At 64.8% G+C, this 19,927-nt stretch carries 17 protein-coding genes and 1 pseudogene; 5 read left to right on the top strand and 13 right to left on the bottom strand.

Going from position 1 to position 19,927, the window contains the following annotated elements; translation table 11 throughout:
• The 9 genes and pseudogenes from EN742_RS01250 to EN742_RS01210 all read right to left on the bottom strand — a co-directional run.
• Window positions 1-239, bottom strand: a 239-nt coding sequence (locus tag EN742_RS01250) for a proton-translocating transhydrogenase family protein (protein WP_189375089.1), incomplete at its 3' end; no start/stop codon positions are given.
• Complete coding sequence (locus tag EN742_RS01245; protein WP_127405362.1) at window positions 239-1,513, bottom strand: Re/Si-specific NAD(P)(+) transhydrogenase subunit alpha; 1,275 nt, start codon at window positions 1,511-1,513, stop codon at window positions 239-241. The genes EN742_RS01250 and EN742_RS01245, both read right to left, overlap by 1 nt.
• An 85-nt stretch (window positions 1,514-1,598) precedes the next feature.
• Window positions 1,599-1,823: an aa3-type cytochrome c oxidase subunit IV gene (locus tag EN742_RS01240; RefSeq protein ID WP_126057003.1), complete on the bottom strand. Its 225-nt coding sequence runs from the start codon at window positions 1,821-1,823 to the stop codon at window positions 1,599-1,601.
• A gap of 130 nt (window positions 1,824-1,953) precedes the next feature.
• Window positions 1,954-2,103 (bottom strand): DUF3096 domain-containing protein, encoded by a 150-nt coding sequence (locus EN742_RS01235; RefSeq protein WP_126057002.1) that lies wholly within the window; start codon window positions 2,101-2,103, stop codon window positions 1,954-1,956.
• Window positions 2,104-2,274: 171 nt separating this feature from the next.
• On the bottom strand, window positions 2,275-2,961 hold the full coding sequence (locus EN742_RS01230) for an acyl-homoserine-lactone synthase (protein WP_245482268.1): 687 nt from the start codon (window positions 2,959-2,961) through the stop codon (window positions 2,275-2,277).
• A 233-nt stretch (window positions 2,962-3,194) separates the two neighbouring features.
• A complete protein-coding gene (locus tag EN742_RS01225) occupies window positions 3,195-5,510 on the bottom strand; it encodes an EAL domain-containing protein (RefSeq protein ID WP_126057001.1) in 2,316 nt (771 codons plus the stop codon).
• Window positions 5,511-5,602: 92 nt separating this feature from the next.
• Window positions 5,603-9,085 (bottom strand): annotated as a pseudogene (locus EN742_RS01220) (indolepyruvate ferredoxin oxidoreductase family protein); the annotation flags it as partial.
• A gap of 196 nt (window positions 9,086-9,281) precedes the next feature.
• Complete coding sequence (locus tag EN742_RS01215; protein WP_189375088.1) at window positions 9,282-9,812, bottom strand: hypothetical protein; 531 nt, start codon at window positions 9,810-9,812, stop codon at window positions 9,282-9,284.
• A complete protein-coding gene (locus EN742_RS01210; protein WP_126056999.1) occupies window positions 9,805-10,413 on the bottom strand; it encodes a CGNR zinc finger domain-containing protein in 609 nt (202 codons plus the stop codon). Before EN742_RS01210 ends, EN742_RS01215 begins: the two co-directional genes overlap by 8 nt.
• Before the next feature lie 152 nt (window positions 10,414-10,565).
• Here EN742_RS01210 and EN742_RS01205 point away from each other — a divergent pair, with 152 nt between their 5' ends.
• From EN742_RS01205 to EN742_RS01190, 4 genes are all read left to right on the top strand, one after another.
• Window positions 10,566-11,471 carry a branched-chain amino acid ABC transporter permease gene (locus EN742_RS01205; RefSeq protein WP_126056998.1) on the top strand — a complete coding sequence of 302 codons (906 nt, stop codon included), beginning with the start codon at window positions 10,566-10,568 and terminating at the stop codon, window positions 11,469-11,471.
• A gap of 244 nt (window positions 11,472-11,715) precedes the next feature.
• A complete protein-coding gene (locus EN742_RS01200; RefSeq protein WP_126056997.1) occupies window positions 11,716-12,321 on the top strand; it encodes a TRAP transporter small permease subunit in 606 nt (201 codons plus the stop codon).
• On the top strand, window positions 12,318-14,141 hold the full coding sequence (locus EN742_RS01195) for a TRAP transporter large permease subunit (RefSeq protein WP_127405360.1): 1,824 nt from the start codon (window positions 12,318-12,320) through the stop codon (window positions 14,139-14,141). The genes EN742_RS01200 and EN742_RS01195 overlap by 4 nt, the downstream gene beginning before the upstream one ends.
• Before the next feature lie 19 nt (window positions 14,142-14,160).
• Window positions 14,161-15,189, top strand: coding sequence for a zinc-dependent alcohol dehydrogenase family protein (locus EN742_RS01190; protein WP_126056995.1), 1,029 nt, complete (start codon window positions 14,161-14,163; stop codon window positions 15,187-15,189).
• Between the two features lie 261 nt (window positions 15,190-15,450).
• Here EN742_RS01190 and EN742_RS01185 read toward each other — a convergent pair whose 3' ends face one another.
• Complete coding sequence (locus tag EN742_RS01185; RefSeq protein WP_126056994.1) at window positions 15,451-16,560, bottom strand: TRAP transporter substrate-binding protein; 1,110 nt, start codon at window positions 16,558-16,560, stop codon at window positions 15,451-15,453.
• 292 nt (window positions 16,561-16,852) lie between these two features.
• Between EN742_RS01185 and EN742_RS01180 the strand changes: the two genes are divergently transcribed.
• Window positions 16,853-17,626, top strand: coding sequence for a gamma-glutamyl-gamma-aminobutyrate hydrolase family protein (locus tag EN742_RS01180; RefSeq protein WP_126056993.1), 774 nt, complete (start codon window positions 16,853-16,855; stop codon window positions 17,624-17,626).
• A 12-nt stretch (window positions 17,627-17,638) separates the two neighbouring features.
• Here EN742_RS01180 and EN742_RS01175 read toward each other — a convergent pair whose 3' ends face one another.
• The 3 genes from EN742_RS01175 to EN742_RS01165 form a co-directional block, all read right to left on the bottom strand.
• Window positions 17,639-18,022: a hypothetical protein gene (locus EN742_RS01175; RefSeq protein WP_189375087.1), complete on the bottom strand. Its 384-nt coding sequence runs from the start codon at window positions 18,020-18,022 to the stop codon at window positions 17,639-17,641.
• A 157-nt stretch (window positions 18,023-18,179) separates the two neighbouring features.
• The gene (locus EN742_RS01170; RefSeq protein ID WP_127405706.1) at window positions 18,180-19,163 is read right to left on the bottom strand and encodes a 2-hydroxyacid dehydrogenase; all 984 of its coding nucleotides are present in this window, start codon (window positions 19,161-19,163) and stop codon (window positions 18,180-18,182) included.
• A partial coding sequence (locus tag EN742_RS01165) for a substrate-binding domain-containing protein (RefSeq protein WP_245492217.1) occupies window positions 19,160-19,927 on the bottom strand: 768 nt, incomplete at its 5' end. The genes EN742_RS01170 and EN742_RS01165, both read right to left, overlap by 4 nt.

The raw sequence follows: 19,927 nt of genomic DNA, 5'->3' as shown, positions 1-19,927 counted from the left end.
GCCATCAGCGGCGTGTGCAGGGCCGGCGTGACCGACCAGACGACGTAGTAGCCGACGAAGATCGCCAGCACGAAGATGGCGAAGCGGAAGACGAAGGGGTCGATGGCGCCGCCGGAGAGCGCATGAGCGGCGTCGCCCGCTGCCTCGGCGGCTGGGGCGGTGGCCAGATCGTGCACCGCGAGCCTGACCGCGGCGGTTGCCTGATCGAGCTGGTCGAGGGCTTTCTGCAAGGCGTCCATCACGCGATCCCCTTCGACTTGGCAGCGGGCTTGCTTGTGCTTTTCTTGTCAGCCGCCTTTTTGGGCGCGGCTTTCGGCGCGGCGTCGGCGGCCATGGTCGTCGCCGGGATTGCCGCCGGTTCAACGCGCGGCTGCTGGTCGGCCTTGGCGAAGTTGGGGTGCACCACTTGGCCAGCATCGGTCAGCATGGTCGCCTTGACCAGTTCGTCGTCGCGCTTGATGGCAAGCGACTTGCTCTCCTTGTCGACCAGCGTCTCGAGGAATGCGAACAGGTTTTTGGCATAGAGCAGGGAGGCCGACGCAGCGACGCGGCCCGGCACGTTGAGATGGCCGACAATCTTGACGCCATTGGCCGTGGTCACGACCTTGCCGGCTTGCGCGCCCTCGACATTGCCGCCGCGCTCGACCGCAAGGTCGACGATCACCGAGCCCGGCTTCATCGAGGCGACCATCGCCGCCGACACCAGCTTCGGCGCCGGACGTCCGGGAATCAGCGCCGTGGTGATGACGATATCCTGCTTGGCGATGTGCTCGGCGGTCAGTGCCGCCTGCTTGGCCTGGTATTCCTTCGACATTTCCTTGGCATAGCCGCCCGCCGTCTCGGCCGCCTTGAACTCCTCGTCCTCGACGGCCAGGAATTTCGCGCCGAGCGACTGCACCTGCTCCTTCACCGCCGGACGCACGTCGGTGGCGGTGACCACGGCGCCAAGCCGGCGCGCGGTGGCGATGGCCTGCAGGCCGGCGACGCCGACGCCCATGATGAAGGCCTTGGCCGCCGGCACGGTGCCGGCCGCCGTCATCATCATCGGCAGCGCCCGGTCATATTCGGCAGCCGCATCGATCACCGCCTGGTAGCCGGCGAGATTGGCCTGCGAGGACAGCACATCCATCACCTGCGCGCGGGTGATGCGCGGCATGAACTCCATCGAGAAAGCGGTGATGCCGGCCTCGGCCATGGCGGCGACGGCCGCGTCGTTGCCGTAGGGATCCATGATGGCGATGACGGCGGCACCTTGCTTGTAGCCCTTGAGCTCGGCGTCCGTCGGTCGGCGCACCTTGAGCACGACATCGGCCTTCGAGGCATCGGCGGCCTTGCCGATCGCGGCGCCCGCCTTGGCGAATTCCTCGTCGGGGATGCGCGAGCCGGTGCCCGCGCCTTTTTCGACCACCACCTCGAAGCCGAGGCCGGCCAGTCGCTTCACCGTGTCCGGCGAGACAGCAACGCGCGGCTCGTTCGCGTCAAGCTCACGAGGGATGAAAACCGTCTGCCCCACCGCATGATCCTTTCGGCTGGAACCTGTCTGCGCGGGACGCCGGCCGGGGCCTCCGGCGACGTCCGAGGCAAAGGGTTTGGAACGTCTACCGGAGAATGAAGAAGCCGGCGGCCAGGATCACGGCCCAGAGGATGACCGCCGAGAAGAAGCCGCCCACGAAGAAGCCGAAAGCCATCGAAATCATCACGGCGAGGCAAAAGAGCGAACCGTATTTGGCCAGCGCCAGGAAGCCCGCATAGGTGCGGTCATGCTCGGCATAGTCCATCTTCGCGCCCAGTTCGACAGGACCGGTCGGCGTGTGATCAGCCATAGGAATACCCCTTCGAAGACATCTTGGAGGCACATAGCGAAAAGCTGGACGCAGAGCAATGGCGCTATTGCCGCATCGCCCGGCACAACAGCCTCAAAGGAAAGTTGAAGGCGGCGGCTTGGCAGGCCCGTCAGCCGGCGAGATGCGGGAACAATCCGAGCAGGCCGGCGATGATCAGATAGAGCGCGACGATGTAGTTCAGCAGCCTGGGCATGACCAGGATCAGCACGCCGGCGATCAGCGAGATCAACGGGGTCAGCGTAAGCGCGGAAATGGTCATGTCGGGGTCCTTTCCAAAAGTGGTGATCGCCGCTCCAGGCGATACAATCTGCAGGCGGTGCCTGTCGCTCCTTACAACGCGGGCGCGCCCGGAAGGCTCCGGCCGACGCATGTCGTCCAACAAAATGTCGCGGGCTTCGGTACGGCAACAGCCGAGAAAAAGCTGCGAGGCTCAGGCCGCTTCGAAGTATTTGGCGGTGGGCAGGATGGTCAGCGGCGCCAACTCGCCCCGCTTGGGGCGCTGGAAAAGCATGCGCTGTTCGAACGTCGTGGAATTGAAGAACGGGAAGCGGTCCAGCGTCGCCTGCATGTTGTCGGAGCACTTCGACTGGAACAGATGCACGGGGACGGTAAGTCCCGGATAGTTCCGCGGAGGCACCGCCTGCTCGGATCGGAAGATGCGATGATAGAAGGCGGAATGCTCTTCCTTGATGGCCGTCAGGCAAAAGGTCGGCTTGAAATGGCTGCAGGCAACGACCGCAAGCCTCAGCGTCACATAGGGCAGCACGCGCAGGCTGCTCGACCACTCGAGATCGGCGGCGAACCGGCTCGGATCGACGAAGGTTTCGCCGGCCGCCAGGCGCCGGGCCAGCACATCGCCGAACACGTCGGTGCTGGGGGAGACAGGATATTTCGCGTTGGCGTAGTGAATTCTGATGGTGCTGACGAGTGCGCCATCGAAGAACACGCCAAAGCGATAGGAATTCGGAAGATCGTCGAACCTGTCCTTCACCATGCGGGAAGCATCGGACTTCACCATGCCTGCATGAAGGTAGGAATTGTACCGAAGCCGATAGATCGCCTCAAGGTCTTCGGCACCGTCGCAAAGGCGATATTCGATGTGATCCAGAACTTCCATGATGTGATCTGAAAACACCGAGGGACGATGCTGACCCCTGGCTTTAGACGCCGCCAGGGGCGTACCCACTAACTGAGCTTCCACTTTTTTTGCCCTCGTGCCACCGCAAAAGGACAATAGCGAACAGGTGAAGGAACCAGAAGCGAAATTCCGAGCTTTTTCGTTTACTCTAAATTAACGTTAACAAATGGTTAAACCCCAAGGGCGGGCAAACGGGGTTTTTTGACGGATATTCAGGTGGCGGCGAGCTTCGCGGCGGGCCGCAATTCGGCGGCGAAAGGCCAGGTCACGTTGGACATGGTCTCAATGCCCGACGCGCTCAGCGCGGCGCCGAAGAGGAAGCCCTGGACCAGGTCAGGCTTCACCGAGTGCAGCAGGATCTTGAGCTGCTCGAAGGTCTCTACGCCTTCGACCGTGACGGTAAGGCCGAGGATCCGGGTCAGGTCGACGACCCCCTTCAAGAGGTCGAGCGAACGCGGGTTCTGGGTGACGTCCATCAGGAACGAACGGTCGATCTTGATCTTGTCGAGCGGCAGCTTGTGGAGATAACTCAGGCTGGAATAGCCGGTGCCGAAATCGTCGAGCGCGATGCGTACGCCGAGTTGCTTCAGCTCCTCGATGTACTGGCGCGTCAGCGACTTGTCGTCGAGCAGCGCGGTCTCGGTGACCTCGATCTCGAGGCGGCCGGCCGCGAGCCCGGATGCGGCCAGCGCATCGCGGACCTTCTGGATGACGTCGTGGTTACGGAAATCCTTGGCGGAGAGGTTGACCGAGACGCTGGTCTGGTCCGGCCATTTGGCGCATTCGGCGCAGGCCGCTTGCAGCACGAAGGTGCTGATCTCGGAGATGATGCCCATCTCCTCGGCCAGCGGGATGAAGATGCTGGGCGAAATCGGCCCGAGATCGGGATGGTCCCAGCGGCACAGGGCCTCGCAGCTGGCGATGCGCATAGTGCTCATCGATACGATCGGCTGATAGACCACGCGCAACCCCTTGCTTTCCACGGCGCTGCGCAGGTCCGCCTTCATCAGCTGGCGGTTACGGAAGGCGGCGTCCATCGATGCTTCGAACAGCCGCCAGTTGTTCTTGCCGAGTTCCTTGGCCTTGTAGAGCGCTAGGTCGGCCTTGACGATCATGGCGTCGACGTCGGTGTCCTCGACCTTGGACAGCACCGCGCCGGCGCTGGCCTGGATGCGCAGCCCGTGACCGGCGACGTCGACCTCGCCCTGCAGGTCGGCGAAGATCAGGTCGAGTAGGCCGCTCAGGTGGCTTTCGTCCTCTATGCGGTCGAAGAAGATCATGAATTCGTCACCGCCGAAACGGCTTACGGTGATGCCTTGCCCGGCAATGGCCGCCAGACGTTCCGCGACGGCATAGATCAGGCCGTCGCCGACGGGATGGCCGAGCGTGTCGTTGACGCTCTTGAAATCGTCGAGGTCGACCACCGCCAGGCCGCACAGGCGATCCCGGTCGCCGGAGGCCATCAGTTCCCCGACCAGCTCGTGGAAATAGGCGCGGTTAGGCAGGCCAGTAAGGTTGTCGTAGCGCGCCATGAAGCGGATTTTCTCCTCCGCCTCGACACGCGCGGTGACGTCCTCGAAGGTGATGACGCCAAGGTCCTGGCTGCCCTCGCGCGCCGAGAATTCGAAGTGCTGGCCATTGGAGAACGACACCAGAACCTTGCGGTCGCGTCCCTCGCGCAGCGCGCGCGTCAGCTGTGCCTCGACATAGCGGCAGTCCTTCGGCGCCAGCATGCCGCCGGCAACGCCGCGCATGAGCAGCGAATGGATCGAACGCCCGAGCAGTTGGTCCGGCGATTTGAGCGACATCAGATGGGCGGCTTCGGCGTTGCCAACCACCACCTTGCCGTCGGGGCCAAGCATGACCAGGCCATGCGACATGGTGTTGAGGGCCCGGTTGAAGCGCTGCGCCAGCTGCCGCGCCTGCTTGTGTCCGACGACGGCCGAGAACAGCACGTTGCGGACGTGGTCGGCGCTGCCCTTGATGATGAACATGAAGGGGATGATTAGCAGCCCGAGCACGACATAGGGGATGTCGACCCTGAGGATGAGGGCTGCGGCGATCGGTCCGACGAAGGTCACCGCGAAGATCATGACCATGCGCGGCGAGCCGTAGTTCCGGCCAACGACTGTCACCAGCGAGCCGAGCGTTATGGCAAGCGCTCCGATCTCGGCATAGGAATCCGAGTAGACGTAGATGGAAATGAAGCAAAAGAGCCCCAGCAGCAGCCCCTGCAGGCTGCCTTTCAGTATATATTCGCGCTCCCACCGCGTCGCATCCGCGGCGTCGCGGATCTCGCCGCCCGAGCGATGGAAGCGCCGCAGGCTGAAGTAACGCCAAACGCCGATACCAAGCAGCGCCGCGGCAAGGATGAGAAAAACCGACTGGCCGTTGCGCCAGTAGACCATGAGGCTGACGATGGCGTGGCAGCTCGCGCCGATGACCAGCATGTGCGCGTTGTCGAACAACGAGCGCACAAACTGGATATAAACATCCACGGGGATGTTATCGGTTTTTGTTCTGCCCATTACTGGCGCCCATTGAGCCCCAGCCTTGCCATAGTCCCATTAAAAAACCTTTAGCCTGGGCTGAAACGCCTGATTTTCGGGCGCTTCTCGGGTCATTCGGCGGCCTGGAGTTCGGGCCTTTCCGTCGCTTTCACAAGGCGTTCTACCAGTCTCGAACGCTCGCCGGCGGCCTTTTCGGCGCTGGCCTGCCGGACATGGCCGTAGCCGCGGATCAGTGCCGGCACCGAGGCAAGCGCTGCGGCCGCCTCGATCCCGCCAGGCGAAAGTGCTGACGCGATCAACTCCAGATCGGCTTCGTATTGCGCCAGAAGCTGCCGCTCCCTGCGCCGCTCGGCGGTAAGGCTGAAGAGGTCGAAAGCCGTGCCGCGCAGGCCTTTCAGCGCCGAGAGCAAGCGCAACCCTTTCAGCATCCACGGCCCGAAGCTCGACTTTTTCGGTTTGCCGTCATTGCCGCGCCGGCCGAGGATCGGCGGCGCCAGATGGAATTCCAATTTCTCGTAGCTCTGGAACTGCTTGGACAGCTCGGCCGCGAAGGAACCATCGGTATAGAGGCGCGCCACCTCGTATTCGTCCTTGATCGCCATCAGCTTGAACAGGTTGCGGGCGGCAGCTTCGGTCACCACCGTCGAGCCCGGCACCGCCTTGGCCTCCGCAGAGCGCAGCGTGGCGAGCCTCTCGGCATAGCGCTTGCCGTAGGCTGCGTTCTGGTAGCCGGTCAGGAAAATGACGCGACGGGCGATGATCTCGTCCAGCGTCTCGGCGGGCGCGATGGCCGCCTTGCCCGGCTGGCTAACGAGGCCGCGCACGAAACCCGGCTGATGCGCGGCGCGACGGCCCCAGCGAAACGCGGCGACGTTCATAGCAACCGCCTCGCCATTCAGCTCAATAGCCTTCTCGACCGCCTCGGCCGACAGCGGCAGCCCGCCATGCTGGAAGGCGAAGCCGAGCATGAACATGTTGGCGCCGAGCGAATTGCCGAACAATTGGGTGGCGGTCCGGGTGGCATCGAAGAAATGCGCCTTGCCGTCGCCGGCAGCAGTGCGGATCGCCTTTTTCAGCCGCTCGACGGGCAGCGAGAAATCGGCCGAACGGGTGAATTCGCCGGGCATGATCTCGGCGGTGTTGGCAAGGAAGATGGTGTGGTTCTCGCGCACAGCGGCCAGCACCTTCTGCGCGCCGGATACGACGAGGTCGCAGCCGAGCACCAGGTCGGCTTTGCCGGCCGAAACGCGGATGGCGTGGATTTCGTCCGGCGTGCGCGCGATGCGCACATGGGTGAACACCGAGCCGCCCTTCTGGGCAAGGCCGGCCATGTCGATCATGCCGCAGCCCTTGCCTTCGAGATGCGCCGCCATGCCGAGCACCGCGCCGATGGTGACGACGCCAGTGCCGCCGACGCCGTCGATGATCCCGGCCCAGCCCTGCGCGCCGAGCGAAAACTCGGCCGGTGCGGGCACGCCGTCGAGCGGGTCGGTCCTGCCGGCGATGCCTTCGGCCTTCCTGATCTTGGCGCCGTGCACGGTAACGAAGGACGGGCAGAAGCCGTTGACGCAGGAGAAATCCTTGTTGCAGCTCGACTGGTCGATGCGCCGCTTGCGGCCGAATTCGGTCTCGACCGGCTGGATCGACACGCAGTTGGATTGCACGCCGCAATCGCCGCACCCCTCGCAGACCAGCTCGTTGATGAAGACGCGTTTGTCGGGGTCGGGGAAGGTGCCGCGCTTGCGGCGGCGGCGCTTCTCGGCGGCGCAGGTCTGGTCGTAGAGGAGCACGGAGATGCCCTTGACCCCGCGCAATTCGCGCTGGACGAGGTCGAGGTCGTCGCGGTGATGGATGGTCGCGCCAGCCGGGAAGTCGGCCTTCCCCGCGTATTTGTCCGGCTCGTCGGTGACGATGGCGATGCGCTCGACGCCTTCGGCCCGCACCTGCCTGGCGATCATGTCGACGGTCAGCCCGCCCTCATGCGGCTGGCCGCCGGTCATGGCGACGGCGTCGTTGTAGAGGATCTTGTAGGTGATGTTGGCATCGCTCGACAGCGCGAAGCGGATCGCCAGCGCGCCGGAGTGATTGTAGGTGCCGTCGCCGAGATTCTGGAAGATGTGGCCGCGTTTCGAGAACGGCGCCTGGCCGACCCACTGAGCGCCTTCGCCACCCATCGCCGTGAAGCCGACGGTGTTCCTGTCCATCCACAGCGCCATGAAATGGCAGCCGATGCCGGCGGCGGCCAGCGACCCGTCCGGCACCTTGGTCGAGGAATTGTGCGGGCAGCCGGAGCAGAAGAAGGGCGTGCGCGAGCCGATGTCGACGGTGTCGGCGAGCATGGCCTGGAACTGGCCCAGTTTCGCCACCCGCGCCGCGATCTCCTCCGACGGACCGATGGTGCGCAGGATCCGCTCTCCCAGCGCGATAGCGATCTCGTTCGGGTCGAGCGCGCCCTTGGCCGGGAACAGCCAGTCGCCGCGCTCGTCCTTTTTGCCGACGATGACCGGCTGGCTGGCGGTGCGGTAGAGGTTTTCGCGCAGCTGCACCTCGATCAGCGAGCGCTTCTCCTCGACGACGACGATGGTGTCGAGGCCGCGGGCGAAGTCGGCGACATGCTGCAGGTCGAGCGGCCACGGGCAGCCGACCTTGAACAGGCGGATGCCGATGCGGTTGGCGGCAGCCTCGTCGATGCCGATATCCTCCAGCGCCTGGCGCACGTCGAGGTAGCTCTTGCCGATGGTGATGACGCCGAGCTTCGGGTTGCGTCCGCCCGAATAGACGATGCGGTTCAGCCCGTTGGCGTGGATGAAGGCGGATGCGGCGTTGCGCTTGTACTCGTGCAGCCGCTCCTCCTGGCCGAGCATGTCGATCTCGTGGCGGATATTGAGGCCGCCGGGCGGCATGTCGAAGGGCGGCACGACGATCTTGAGCCGCTCGAGCGAGGCATCGACGGAAGCGGTCGATTCGATGTTGTCCTTGACGCATTTGATCGCCGCCCAGGTGCCGGCGAAGCGCGACATGGCAAAGCCGTAGAGCCCGTAGTCGATGATCTCCTGCACGCCGGCCGGGTTGAGGATCGGCACCATGGTGTCGACGAACAGGAATTCGGTAGCATGCGCGTTGGTCGACGATTCGGCCATATGGTCGTCGCCCATCAGGGCAAGCACGCCGCCATGCTTCGACGAGCCGGCGAGATTGGCGTGGCGGAACACGTCGCCGGAGCGATCGACGCCCGGCCCCTTGCCGTACCAGACCGAAAAGACGCCGTCATGCGTGCCTTCGCCCAGCAATTCGGCCTGCTGGGTGCCCCAGCAGGCGGTGGCGGCCAGCTCTTCGTTGAGGCCGGGCTGGAAGACGATGTCGGACTGCGCCAGCTGCTTCTTGGCTCTCCACAGCTGCATGTCGAGACCGCCGAGCGGCGATCCGCGATAGCCGGAGACGAAGCCGGCGGTATTCAGGCCCGCGCGGCGATCGCGCTCGCGCTGCATAAGGAGCATGCGGATGACGGCCTGCGCGCCGGAAAGGAAGATGCGCTCCTTGCCAAGGTCGAACTTGTCGTCGAGCGCGACGTCATGCAGCGTCATCAGGCATTTCCTTCGCGGAGGCGCACGGAATCGCGCAGCCTACGTCGGAGTGGGACGCCGCACTCTTTCTCCCCTTGCCGGAGAGGTCAAACGAAATCGCAGGTGCCAGACGACGCGCAACAGACAGTCCAATCGGCGGCCGTTGACGCATGCGACGGCACTTAGGGCGGTTCAGCCGGGCACGAAAATTCCAGCGACCTGAACGTCAGGTAGCCTTCGAGCAGTCGGGCTTCGGCTCGCCCGGCAGCTTGCCGTCGACATGACCGACCATGTCCTTGTTGAGCTCGTAGACCGGGCCGACCACCAACGGGCGGTCGGGCAGCACCGACTGATCCATCGACGAGGTCAGCGTCGTCTCGAAGCTTTGCAGCAGCGTGCCATTGGCGTCCTCGATGCGGATCGAGATTGAGTAGGGCTTGTCCTTGACCACGCAGGTGAGTGGCGGGCTGGTCAGCGTTATATGCGGCAGCTTTGGCCAGATCTTCTGGTTGACGATGATCGGATCGCCCCCGGCCGGGTTCTGGAAGCTGACCACCGCGACCTGGCCTTCTCCCATCGGCCGGAGCGGATTGAGGGTGACGACATAGGTGGCGATGCCCAGCCGGTAATTGAACTCGAACAGCTTGCCGGAAATGGCGAACAACTGCTCCTTGCCGGAATCACGGCAGGCGCCAAGCGCCGCCACCGCCAGCAGCGCGGCGCCGAAAACCATCGAGCGCGAATTTTTCCTAAACATTGGTAGCCTCCCTGGCCGCCGTGCGGCGGCGGTAATAGCGGTTTGCCTTCTGCCGGTTGCCGCACACTGCCATGTCGCACCAGAGGCGGCTGGAATTGCGGCTGCGGTCGACGAACAGCCAGCTGCAGTTGGGACAGATCCTGAGCCTCGCCACCGTATCGCCGCGCAGCAGCGACAGCGCCGAGACGGCCAGCGCCGCCTCGAAGGCGATCGGCGTCGCCGGATCGCCGAACGGCCGGCCCGGCCCGCCGATTTCGGTACGGCCCTCCGCCAGGCCGTCGGCGCAGGCTGCCAGGAAACCGGGCAGGTCGCCGGTGGCGATAGTGCCCTTGGCCACGGCGTTGCGGAACAGGCGGTCGGTCGTCTCGCGGATCGACAGCACCACCGGCGCGATCGCCGCCGGTGCCGGCGCCTCCAGCCTTCGGCCGCCAAGCTCGCTGGCGCGGAAACAGCTCGCCGCCTCGGCGAAGCGCGCGATCTCCGCCGGATTGTCGAAACGGTCGAAGGTCTTTTCCGGGTCGTTGCGCAGCACGACGGTGTTCGCGGTGTCGAGCGCCAGAATGCCGCCGGTGAAGCGGTGCGGGGTCCAGGATACCGTCATGCCAGAAATCTAACCGATAAATCGCGTTTGACAAGTTAGATTCCGAATGCAACCTTCCGCACAGGTCGCGAGTTGCCGCGGCCTCTGTTTCGAGCATGTCGTCGCCCCAAAACCGCCAAGCACTTTTGGGCGACATGCTCCGAGGTTTGTGCATGCTCTATTTCTTCCAGCAGATTCTGAACGGGCTGCATTCGGGCGCGCTCTATGCGCTTCTCGCCTTCGGCTATGTGCTGACCAATGGCATCCTGCATCGCACCAACCTGGCCTATGGCGCCGTGTTCGCCTTTTGCGGCCACGCCATGATCCTGACCGCCGCCTTCGGCTATCAGGCGCTGTGGCTGACGCTCTACGCCGCCGTCGCGCTCGGCGTGCTGGCGGCCTTCCTCTACGCGGCGCTGATCAGCCATGTCCTGTCGCGCAGCGTCTTCGAACCGCTGGCCGACCGTTCGCCCAACGCCATAGTGGTGACGACGCTGGGCATATTGCTGTTCCTGTCAGAGGCCAGCCGCATCGCCGCCGACACCCACGATCTCTGGCTGCCGCCGATGCTGGCCGTGCCGGTGATCTTCGCCGAGCACGACGGCTTCAAGGCGACGCTGACGCTGATCCAATTGCTCGACTGCGCCGCCGTGCTGGCGGCCATCATCCTTGCTGCCTGGGCCTTTGCCCGCTCGAGCTTCGGCCGGCGCTGGCGCGCCGTCTCCGACGACCCCAAGGCGGCGGCGATGTGCGGCGTCGACGTGCGCGCGGTGTTTCGCCACGCAGTGCTGTTCGGCGGCTTCTGCGCCGCGCTCGCCGGTGTGCTTGCCGGCATCTACTACGGCAACATCAGCTTCGGGACCGGGCTGGTCTACGGCTTGAAGGTCCTGTTTGTGACGGCGGTCGGCGGCTACCTCTCGCCGCCGCGCGCCGCCCTTGGCGCCGCCGCCTTCGGCATGGCCGAATCGCTGTGGGCCGGCTATTTCCCGCTCGAATGGCGCGATGCCTGGATGTATCTGTTCCTCGTCGCCATGCTGGTGCTGATCGGTGCCGGCCGAGATCAGCAGAAGATCGCCTGACCCTATCAGACTTTGGTTGCATTGTTCCCCGTTTGCCGGCGGATTATCGGCGTCCCCGCCTCACAACCGTGTTGACCGCGTCTCTGCCATGTTGACCCGCCGCGCCACGCACGGCATACCGTTGGGCCACTGCGGCGCGACGGAAAATTAGGGGAGCCGGCGCGCCTCCGACATTTTGAATTACGCATCTTGCTTTCCGAAAATCGACACCGATTTTCGAGCCGATGCTTGGAGGGAGGAATGCATGGCAGGGCTGCTCGCTCTATCCAGAACGATCGACCGTGTGAATGAGTTCATCGGCAGATGGGTGTCGTGGCTGATCCTGCTGGCGATCCTGGTCAGCGCCGGCAACGCCGTCGTCCGCAAGGTGTTCGATATCTCCTCCAATGCTTGGCTGGAACTGCAATGGTACCTGTTCGGCGCCGCCTTCATGCTGGCCGCCGCCTACACGCTGAAGCAGAACGACCATATCCGCATCGACATCGTCTACGGCATGTTCTCGCGCCGCGTGCAGCACTGGATCGACCTGCTCGGCCACACGCTGTTCCTGATGCCGTTCGTCACCCTGATGGTGATCTATTTCGTGCCCTATGTGTCGCTGTCCTTCCGCAGCGGCGAAATGTCGACCAATGCCGGCGGCCTGATCGTCTGGCCGGCCAAGGCCATCCTGCTCGCCGGCTTCTTCCTGCTGGCGCTGCAGGGCATCTCCGAGATCATCAAGAAGATCGCCATCATGCGCGGCGACATGGACGATCCCAATCCCTTCATATCGGCGCATGAGCAGGCCGAGCTGGAGGCAAAAGCACTCGCCGAAGAAGCCAAGGCGCTCGCCGGCGAGGTGCGCCCATGATCGAGTTCATCGCCCAGAACATGGCGCCGATCATGTTCGCCTCGCTGATCATCTTCCTTTTGATCGGTTACCCCGTCGCCTTCTCGCTCGCCGCCAACGGGCTGCTGTTTTTCGGCATCGGCGTATTGCTGTCGTCTCATTCGGGCGGGGCGATAACACTCGACTGGCCACTTCTGTATGCACTGCCGGAAAACTTCTACGGCAACCGGGTGATGTCGAACGACACGCTGCTGGCGATACCGTTTTTCACCTTCATGGGTATCGTGCTGGAACGATCCGGCATGGCGGAAGACCTGCTCGATACGATCGGCCAATTGTTCGGGCCGATCCGCGGCGGCCTTGCCTATGCCGTCATCTTCGTCGGCGCGCTGCTTGCCGCCACCACCGGTGTCGTGGCGGCTTCCGTCATTGCCATGGGCCTGATCTCCCTGCCAATCATGCTGCGCTATGGCTACGACCGTCGCGTCGCCTCCGGCGTCATCGCCGCTTCCGGCACGCTGGCGCAGATCATCCCGCCGTCGCTGGTGCTGATCGTGCTCGCCGACCAGTTGGGACGCTCGGTCGGCGACATGTATGCCGGCGCGCTGATCCCGGGCCTCGTGCTTACCGGCATCTACATGCTTTACATCCTGATCATGTCGATCGTCCGGCCGAAATCCATGCCGGCCCTGCCGCTCGAAGCCCGCACGCTCGGTCATGGCGTGGTGTCGCTGATCGTGGCGCTGGCGGTTGCGGTCGCTTTGTCCTACGCGGCCTACCGCTATCTGGCGCCGGCACATGGCGACAATGCCGACATTCTCGGCGCCTGCGTCGGCGTGATCCTGATCTATATCGTGGCGATTGCCGACAAGGGCCTGAACATCAACATGATGTCCCGGCTGGCGCAGCAGGTGATCATCGTGCTGATCCCGCCGTTGGCGCTGATCTTCCTGGTGCTCGGCACCATCTTCCTCGGCATCGCCACCCCGACCGAAGGCGGTGCCATGGGCTCCGTCGGCGCATTGATCATGGCGGCGGCAAAGGGGCGGCTGTCGCTGGACGTCATCAAGCAGGCGCTGGCCTCGACGACCAGGCTGTCCTCCTTCGTGCTGTTCATCCTGATCGGCGCGCGCGTCTTCTCGCTGACCTTCTACGGCGTCAACGGTCAAAAATGGGTCGAGCATCTCTTGATCTCGCTGCCCGGCGGCGAGGTCGGCTTCCTGATCGGCGTCAACGCGCTGGTCTTCGTGCTGGCCTTCTTCCTTGATTTCTTCGAGCTCGCCTTCATCATCGTGCCGCTGCTCGCGCCCGCCGCCGACAAGCTCGGCATCGACCTGATCTGGTTCGGCGTGCTGCTCGGCGTCAACATGCAGACTTCCTTCATGCATCCGCCCTTCGGCTTCGCGCTGTTCTACCTGCGCTCGGTCGCCGCCCGCGTGCCCTATCTCGACCGCATCACCGGCAAGCAGATCGCGCCGGTCACCACCGGCCAGATCTATTGGGGCGCGGTGCCCTTTGTCGGCATCCAGGTGATCATGATCGGGCTCACCATCGCTTTCCCGCAAATGGTGATGCACTACAAGGGCGCCGTGGTCGATCCCGGCACCATCGAGCTCAAGGTGCCGGAACTGCCGGGTCTGTCGCCGCTCGGCACGCCGCCGGCGGATGGCGCCGGGGCGCCGGCCAATGGCGGCGCGGCACCGGCGGCGCCGGCCAATGGCGGCGCGGCACCGGCGGCGCCGGCCACCGACCTGTCCCAGCCACCGAGCTTCGGCGACCCGCTGCCCGCCAAGCCGGCGGCGCCGTCGCCTGACCTGTCGCAGCCGCCGAACTTCAATTGATGTGGGAGGCTCGACAGTTGTGAAAGCGGTTCGCCTCGAGGCCGTCGGCAGCATCGCGCTGCGCGAGGTCGACAAGCCGTCGGCCGGTGCGGACGATCTGCTGGTGCGGATCGAGGCCTGCGGCGTCTGCGGCACCGATCGCCATCTCTTCCATGGCGAGTTTCCTTGCAAGCCGCCGGTGACGCCCGGGCATGAGTTTTCGGGCATCATCGAGGCGATCGGGTCGTCGGTGACCGGCTTCTCCGTCGGCGACCGCGTCACCGGCGACCCCAACATCGCCTGCGGCCGATGCCCATATTGCCATGCCGGGCGGGTCAACCTTTGCCGCAATCTCAATGCCATCGGCATCCATCGCGACGGCGGCTTCGCCGACTATGTCGTGATGCCGCAGAAGCAGGCCTTCCGGCTGCCGCCGAGCCTCAAGCCGACGCATGGCGCATTCTGCGAGCCGTTGGCGTGCTGCCTGCATGGCGTCGACCTCGCCGCGATCAAGCCGGGCGGCTCGGTCGTCGTGCTGGGTGGCGGCGTCATCGGCCTGCTCACCGTGCAATTGGCAAGGCTTGCCGGGGCGAAGACCGTCGTGCTGTCGACACGCCAGGCCTCGCGCCGCGCGCTCGCCGAGGAGCTCGGCGCGACGGCCTCAGTCGATCCAGGCGCCGGCGACGTAATCGATGCAATTGCCGGACCGGACGGGCTGGTGCCGGGCGGCGTCGACGTGGTGTTCGAATGCGCCGGCGTGCGCGATACGGTCGAACAGTCGATGCGGCTGGCGAAGGCCGGCGGCACCGTCGTCATCGTCGGCGTGGTGCCGCAAGGCATGCAGGTGGCGTTCGAGCCCTTCGACTTGCTGTTTCGGGAATTGAAGGTCCTGGGCTCTTTCCTCAATCCCTACACTCATGGCCGCGCCGCCGAGCTCATCGCCACCGGCGCGATCGAGGTCGACAGGCTGATCTCGAGACAGGTGACGCTCGAAGAGGCGCCCGCGGTGATCGCCAACCCGCCCGCGCCCGGCGAGGTCAAGGTGCTGGTGGTGCCAGGCCGAGGCTGAAGCGCAGCCCTTCGGCTTGCAACGTTGGCAATTGGCGAAACCGTCGATCGCAGCGCCCCTCTCCCCGTCCCTAGACGGGGAGAGGTTGCCGGCAGGCAGGTGAGGGGCGGCGCCAATGCCCAGATAGACAAGGCACGAGATTGGGTCTTCAGCCTGCCACTTAAGCCCGAGGCGATTCGTTCGCCGAAGCCGGCGCTGCCCCTCATCCCCTGCCGGGACCTTCTCCCCGTATAGTGACGGGGAGAAGGGGCTAATCCCAGCCTACAGCTTGCCCTGGCGCTGCTGGACCATCATGAAGGTGTCGTAATTGTACTCGGCCACCTGGGCCCAGAGATAGTGCTCCTTGCGGAAACCTTTGATCGACTCCCAGATCTTCTTGAACGGCGCGTTCGAGGCTTCCATCTCGGCATAGACCTCGTTCGCCTTCTCGAAGCAGGCCGCCATGATCTCCTGGCTGAACGGTTGCAACTTGGCGCCGCTGGCCACCAGCCGCTTCACCGCCGCCGGATTGAGATAGTCGTATTTCTGCAGCATGTTGGCGTCGGTTGCCTGCGCGGCGGTCCGCACCAGCGATTTGTAGGCTGCCGGCAGCTCTTCGTACTTGGCCTTATTGAACATCAGGTGGACGGTCGGGCCGCCTTCCCACCAGCCGGGATAGTAGTAATAGGGCGCGACCTTGTAGAAGCCGAGCTTCTCGTCGTCATACGGACCGACCCATTCGGCGGCGTCGATGGTGCCTTTCTCCAGCGCCGGATAGATATCGCCGCCGGCGATCTGCTGCGGCACCACGCCGAGCTTGGCCACGACCTTGCCGGCAAAGCCGCCGATGCGCATCTTCAGGCCGGAGAGGTCGGCGACGGTGTTGATCTGCTTGCGGAACCAGCCGCCCATCTGCACGCCGGTATTGCCGCCCGGCAGGCCGAAAAGCCCCTGTGTGGCGAGGAATTCGTTGAACAGGTCGATGCCGCCGCCGTGATAGTGCCAGGCATTGATGCCGCGCGCGTTGAGCGAGAACGGCACCGCCGCGCCCAGCGCCCAGGTCGGGTCCTTGCCCCAGTAGTAGTATGCCACCGTGTGGCAGGCCTCGACGGTGCCGGCGGCGGTGGCGTCAGCCGCCTGCAGGCCGGGCACCAGCTCGCCGGCGGCGAAGACCTGCACCTGGAAATTGCCGTCGGTCGCTTCCGACAGCATCTTTGAGAACACCTCGGCGCCGCCATAGATCGTGTCGAGCGACTTCGGGAAGGACGACGCAAGCCGCCACGTCACCTTCGGGTTGGACTGGGCGATTGCCGGAGCGGCAAGCGTCGCGGCCGCCGCCGCGGCGCCAACGCCGGTTACGCCGGCCTTGCGGATGAATGAACGACGATCCATGCAGTTCCTCCCTTTTGGATCAACAGGCCGGCATTCGGGAACATCCTCGATATCCCGGCTCGGCCCGGACGAAACAATACACGGGCAACAGGTCGAGTCCAGCGCGGCGGCCGCGCTTAACGGCGGCATTGGCGGGAAATGCGCGCTCTCGGCGCACGACCTGCAACTATAGTCTAACGGCCTGCCGCCTGGCCTATGCGACCTGCCAAAACTTGTCATGGAAAAGCGCCTTGGGATCGCCTATTTTGTAGGCAGAATAGCTCCTTAGCCCTCAACGGAAACCGGATCCAAAATGCAGCAGCCGCTCGTCGCCATCTCGACCGACGTCCGCCAGTTCGACAACTACACCTGGCATGCCGCCCCGCAGCAATATCTTGAAGCCGCGCTTGCCGGCGCCGGCGTGTTCCCGCTGCTGGTGCCGTCCTTCGGCGACCGGCTCGACTTCGACGAGCTGCTCTCGTCGGTCGACGGCGTCATGGTCACCGGCTCGAAGTCCAATGTGCATCCCTCGCTCTACGGTGGTGACGCCAGCGAGCGGAACGGTCCGTATGATCCGGCGCGCGATTCCACTACGCTGCCGCTGATCCGCAAGGCGATCGAGCGCGGCGTGCCGCTACTTGCCATCTGCCGCGGCATCCAGGAGCTGAATGTCGCGTTGGGCGGCACGCTGGGCACCGAGATCCAGGAGCGTGAGGGGTCGCTCGACCACCGCGCCGCGGTGAGCGACGATCAGAACGAGCGCTTTGCCATCCATCAGACGATTTCGATCAAGCCCGGCAGCTGCCTCGCCGGCGTGTTTGGCGCCGGCGAGATCAAGGTCAACTCGCTGCACCGCCAGGGGATCGATCGGCTGGGCTCGAGGCTGCAGGTCGAGGCCTTGGCCACCGACGGCACGATCGAAGCGGTTTCGGTGAAGGATGCCCGCGCGTTTGCGGTCGGCGTTCAGTGGCATCCCGAATATTGGGTCAAGTCGGACGACAACTCGGCCAGGATCTTCCGCGCTTTCGGCGACGCGGTGCGCCTGCATGCGGCGGCGAAAGCCGGGGTCCGCGCGGCGGCGGAGTAGGCCCGCCGAACCTCAATCGTGGCTCAGCGCCAGAAGCGGCGTGACCGGGGCGTAGGACTCGTAGCCGTCGCCATCGGCCACGCTGAAAGTGACGATCGGATCGATGCCGTTCGCGCTGAAGGCGACCGTGCCGTCAGCCTCTTCGCGCCAGAATTTCGCCCGCTCGATGCCGGGCAGCAGCTTGCGGCAGTTCGGGGCGACGGTCAGCAGCGACAGGCCGTCCGACATATTGGCGCCGCGCCGGACAGCGCAGGCCGCCTCGTCGCCATTGGCGGTCAGCCGGTAGCTGCTGGAGGAGGCTGTTTCACTGGCGATGCTTTCGCCGCTGCCGCCGTGAAAGGGCTGGACGCCACCGGCCACCGCGGCCGCCGCCATCAACGCAGGAATAAGCTTCACCCGATCTCTCCGTGCATTTGAGGCGCGCCGGCGCGCTTCAAACCTTGCCTTCATGTACAAGGCCCGAACCGCGCCGCGGCTTTTGCCTATGCATAACGAAGTATGCAGAATGATTTCAAAAGGGTTAATCGGGCGTTAACAAGTGTGGCGGGCCGGGTCAGCCGCGCGGCCTGACCTGCGCCGTCTCCGGCACCGGCGTCAGCGGCCGGCGCTCGCTGAACCAGGATACGAGATTGTCGACACAGAGATCGGCCATGGCGCGGCGCGTGTGGTGCGAGGCCGAGCCGACATGCGGCAGCAGTGAAGTGTTGGGCGCTACCAGCAACGCCTTGGGCACGTTCGGCTCGTCGGCAAAGACATCGAGGCCGGCGGCGGCGATCGTGCCGCTGGCGAGCGCTGCGGCAAGCGCCGTCTCGTCCACCGTGCTACCCCGGCCGATGTTGACGAAGACGCCGTTTGGGCCGAGCGCCGACAGGATCTCGGCGTTGATCGCCTTCTCCGTGGAAGCGCCGCCCGGTACCACGCAAATCAGCGTATCGACCGCGTCGGCAAGGCCCTTCAGCGTCGGATGGTACTGGTGGGAAAGACCTTCGACGCGGCGCCGGTTGTGATAGGCGACCGGCAATCCAAAGGCCTCCAGACGCCGGGCAATGGCCTGCCCAATACGGCCCATGCCGAAAATGCCGACACTTCGGCCGCGCAAGGTCAGCCGGCTCAGCGGGTAGCTGCCTTTCTTCACCCAGTTGCCGTCGCGCAGCCATTTCTCGGCGGCATACAGCTCGCGCACTGTGTTGATCAAAAGGCCGATCGTGGTGTCTGCGACCTCCTCGGTCAGCACGTCCGGCGTGTTTGTGACCATGATGTTTTTCGTCGCCGCATGGCCGGCATCGACAGAATCATAGCCGACGCCGAAAGAGGCGATGAGTTCGAGGTTGGGCAATGCATCCATCATCGCCGCATCGATGCCGGCGAAGGAAGCAATGGCGCGCACCGTACGGCGCATTTCGTCGGTGACCAGCGCCGCATCGGCGCGTTCGATCCTGACCCGTTTGAAGGTGCGGTCGATGCGCTCAACCGCGTGGTCGTTGAAATGCCCCGGCACCAGAACGGCGACGGTCTGCAACTGTTCAGCCTTCGTCATCCACGCTCCACCGGCTTGCCGGTCGACTGGCGCACATGCAGTTCCGGCTTGATCAGTTCCTGCGACGGCCGCACCGTCTGCCCATTGAGCTTGTCGAGCAGCGCGCTGGCGGCACGCCGGCCGACCTCGCGCTGGCCATTCCAGACCGTGGTCAATGCCGGTGTCGCGATTGCCGCCTCCTCCAGATCGTCATAGCCGGTGACCGAGATGTCGACGCCCGGCACCAGGCCGGCGCGCGCGATGCCGTTCATCAGCCCGATGGCGACGAGGTCATTCCAGCAGCAGGCCGCGGTCGGCTTGTCCTTCAGCGCCAAAAACTGTCCGGCGGCCTCGAACCCGGCCTGTTTGGTGCGCGGGCCGGCGATGCGCCAGGACGGCCTGACCTCAAGCCCCGCCGCCTCCATGGCGTTGAGATAACCCTGGTAGCGGTCGCGGCCGGTCGACGTCTGATCGGTGCCGCCGATCATGGCGATGCGCTTGTGGCCGAGCGAGATCAGGTGATTGGTGGCCAGCGCCGTGCCGTAGGCGTCGTCGCCGCGGAAGACCGGCACGTCGGCCCCGGCGACGCTGCGCGCGATCAGCACCGCCGGCAGGCCGTTGTCCTCGGCCATGACGATGTCCTCGGCTGGCGTGCCGATGGCCGGCGACATGATGACGCCGTCAGCGCCGAGCTGCAGCAGCGTGTCGATGAAGGTGCGCTGCTTTTCGAGCTGGTCGTAGTGGTTGGACAGGATGAAGGTCTGCCGGCTGCGGTCGAGTTCGCT

Source organism: Mesorhizobium sp. M4A.F.Ca.ET.020.02.1.1 (assembly GCF_004022645.1).
Taxonomy (GTDB): domain Bacteria; phylum Pseudomonadota; class Alphaproteobacteria; order Rhizobiales; family Rhizobiaceae; genus Mesorhizobium.
Note: the sequence above shows the minus strand (reverse complement) of the source record. Positions and strands in the feature narration are given on the sequence as shown.

What these genes read in the sequence shown, in the direction of transcription:
- EN742_RS01240 (WP_126057003.1), bottom strand. Translation starts at nt 1,823, where the DNA reads ATGGCTGATCACACGCCGACCGGTCCTGTCGAACTGGGCGCGAAGATG.
- EN742_RS01235 (WP_126057002.1), bottom strand. Translation starts at nt 2,103, where the DNA reads ATGACCATTTCCGCGCTTACGCTGACCCCGTTGATCTCGCTGATCGCC.
- EN742_RS01230 (WP_245482268.1), bottom strand. Translation starts at nt 2,961, where the DNA reads ATGGAAGTTCTGGATCACATCGAATATCGCCTTTGCGACGGTGCCGAA.
- EN742_RS01225 (WP_126057001.1), bottom strand. Translation starts at nt 5,510, where the DNA reads ATGGGCAGAACAAAAACCGATAACATCCCCGTGGATGTTTATATCCAG.
- EN742_RS01215 (WP_189375088.1), bottom strand. Translation starts at nt 9,812, where the DNA reads ATGTTTAGGAAAAATTCGCGCTCGATGGTTTTCGGCGCCGCGCTGCTG.
- EN742_RS01210 (WP_126056999.1), bottom strand. Translation starts at nt 10,413, where the DNA reads ATGACGGTATCCTGGACCCCGCACCGCTTCACCGGCGGCATTCTGGCG.
- EN742_RS01205 (WP_126056998.1), top strand. Translation starts at nt 10,566, where the DNA reads ATGCTCTATTTCTTCCAGCAGATTCTGAACGGGCTGCATTCGGGCGCG.
- EN742_RS01200 (WP_126056997.1), top strand. Translation starts at nt 11,716, where the DNA reads ATGGCAGGGCTGCTCGCTCTATCCAGAACGATCGACCGTGTGAATGAG.
- EN742_RS01195 (WP_127405360.1), top strand. Translation starts at nt 12,318, where the DNA reads ATGATCGAGTTCATCGCCCAGAACATGGCGCCGATCATGTTCGCCTCG.
- EN742_RS01185 (WP_126056994.1), bottom strand. Translation starts at nt 16,560, where the DNA reads ATGGATCGTCGTTCATTCATCCGCAAGGCCGGCGTAACCGGCGTTGGC.
- EN742_RS01180 (WP_126056993.1), top strand. Translation starts at nt 16,853, where the DNA reads ATGCAGCAGCCGCTCGTCGCCATCTCGACCGACGTCCGCCAGTTCGAC.
- EN742_RS01170 (WP_127405706.1), bottom strand. Translation starts at nt 19,163, where the DNA reads ATGACGAAGGCTGAACAGTTGCAGACCGTCGCCGTTCTGGTGCCGGGG.